Annotated in this window: 3 protein-coding genes; all 3 read right to left on the reverse strand. The window is 62.9% G+C overall.

Going from position 1 to position 2,362, the window contains the following annotated elements; all coding sequences use genetic code 11:
* Positions 1-417, reverse strand: a 417-nt coding sequence (locus tag EN969_RS26950; protein WP_164758517.1) for an alcohol dehydrogenase catalytic domain-containing protein, incomplete at its 3' end; no start/stop codon positions are given.
* Positions 418-483: 66 nt separating this feature from the next.
* Positions 484-1,449: an ABC transporter permease gene (locus EN969_RS26955; RefSeq protein ID WP_013529527.1), complete on the reverse strand. Its 966-nt coding sequence runs from the start codon at positions 1,447-1,449 to the stop codon at positions 484-486.
* Positions 1,446-2,362: sugar ABC transporter ATP-binding protein (locus EN969_RS26960; protein WP_164758518.1), on the reverse strand; the 917-nt coding region annotated here is incomplete at its 5' end. The genes EN969_RS26960 and EN969_RS26955, both read right to left, overlap by 4 nt.

A 2,362-nucleotide genomic window follows, 5' to 3' on the forward strand; every position in this document is an offset into this window, starting at 1 on the left:
GGCGTCGGCCAGCGAAAGGCCGTTGGCCGGATAGAGATTTTGCGCCGGCACCAGGATGCGTTCGCACATGGCGCCGTCGCGATGCACGCCAAGCACCTCGATCCTGACACAGCAATTGGGCTTGCCGTGCCGGCAGGCGATGCACTTGCCGCAGGAAAGATAGGGGTTGACGACGACGGGCTCACCAATGGCCAGTTCGACGCCTTCGCCGGTCTCCATCACGGTACCCGAGACCTCATGACCCATGATGCGGGGATAGGCGAGGAACGGGTGCTTGCCCTCGAAAATGTGGTAGTCGGTGCCGCAGATGCCGACATGGCTGACCGCCACCAGCGCCCAGCCGGGAGGCGGTGCCTCGGGTGCGGGCCGGTCTTCAAGGACAAGATCGCCGGGCGAACGGCAGAGGACGGCTTTCATGCGCTAATCCAGTCATGAAATCGCCGGCCCGTTGGTGTGGCGGACCGGCGGTTGATTGCGGGGTCGCTACTTGCCGCGGCGGCGCAGGCCGTCGAAGTAGACGATGATGATGATCAGCGCGCCGGTGATGATGCGCTGCCAGAACGAATTGACGTTGAGCAGGTTGGCGCCGTTGTTGATGGTGGCCAGGATGAAGGCGCCGAGCAGCGGCCCATGCACCGAGCCGACGGCGCCGAACAGCGAGGTGCCGCCGATGACCGACGACGCGATCGCCTGCAGTTCCCAGCCCTCGGCCTGCGTCGGGTTGCCGATGCCGATGCGGGCGGCCAGCAGCACGCCGACAAAGGCGGCGCACAGGCCCGACAGCGTGTAGGCCATGTAGATGGTGCGCTGGACATTGACGCCGGACAGGCGCGAGGCCTCGGCGTTGGAGCCGACCGAAAACAGGTATCTGCCCCAGCGGCTGTGGTGCAGGAAGATATAGGCCGGAATGCCGACCAGGATCACCATCCAGAACAGGTTGGGGATGCCGATGAAGGAATTGCGCGAGAAGGCGGTGAAGGTGTCGCTGTTGATGTTGATCGAATTGCCGTTGGTCATCAAAAGGCCGATGCCGCGCAGCGAGGTCAACGTCGCCAGCGTGATGATGAAGGGCGGCAGGCCCATCTTGACGATACCGAAGCCGTGGAACATGCCGATGGCGACACCGACCAGCAGCGTCACCAGAATGGCGAGCCAGATGGGGAAGCCGGCATTGATCATCATGGCCACGACCACGGTGGCGAAGCCGACCACGGCGCCGACCGACAGATCGATGCCGCCGGTGATGATGACGAAGGTCTGGCCGACCGCCATGATGGCGATCATCGAGCCCTGGCGCAGGAGATTGGCTATGTTGTTGGCCGAGGCGAAGCTCGTCGTCGTCACGGAGAGGAGGATCCAGAGCAGAACCAGCAGCGCCAATAGCGTCAGCCCGAACAGGACATTATAGTTGCGCTTCGGTTTTTCGACGGCGATCGCCTCGGTGCTCATATCTGTCCTCCCAACTTTTCTTGTTTCTCGGCGAGCGCCTGAGTGAGAATATCCTCGTGGCTGGCGGCGTGAAAACCGTGCGTCGCCACCAGTTTGCCGCGCCGGAACACATGCAGCGTATCGGCGAGTTCATAGACTTCCGGCAGATAGGACGAGATCAGGATGATGCCGGCGCCCTTTGACAAAAGCGCGCCGAACAGGCGGTAGATCTCGGCCTTGGTGCCGACATCGACGCCGACGGTCGGTTCGTCGAAGATGAACAGCTTGGCGCCGTGCGCCAGCCATTTGCCGATGACGATCTTCTGCTGGTTGCCGCCCGACAGGCTGGATGCCAGCGCGCCACGTGTCGGTGTCTTGATGCGCAGATCGGCGATCTGGCGATCGGCCTGCGTCTTCTCCTGCGTGCTCGAAATCAGCAGATTGTTCGAGATGCGCTTGTAGATCGGCAGGTTGAGGTTGAAGCCGACCGGCAGGTTGAGGCAGAGGCCCTGGTCGCGGCGGCTCTCCGGCGCCAGCGCCATGCCGAGCTTGATCGCGTCATGTTCGGAATTGACCTGTACCTCCTTGCCTTCCCAGAGGATCTGGCCGGCGGATTTGCGGTGGCGGCCGTAGAGCGTGGTGACGAACTCGCTGCGTCCGGCGCCGATCAGCCCATAGAGTCCGACGATCTCGCCGGCGCGGACCGTCATCGAGACATTTTCGAAGCCCTTGCCGGACAGGTTTTTCGCCTCGATGATGGCGGCGCCCGGCGTGAAATGCTCCTTGTGATAGACCTGCTCGATCGAGCGGTTGATCATCATCTTGACCAGTTCGGCATCGTTGGTCTCTGCGATGTTGCGGGTGCCGACCAGCGTGCCGTCGCGCAGCACGGATACCCGGTCGGCGAGTTCGAACACTTCCTCCATGCGGTGGC

Origin of the sequence: Mesorhizobium sp. M7A.F.Ca.CA.003.01.2.1 (assembly GCF_003998945.1) — a bacterium.
Classification (GTDB): Bacteria; Pseudomonadota; Alphaproteobacteria; order Rhizobiales; family Rhizobiaceae; genus Mesorhizobium; species Mesorhizobium ciceri.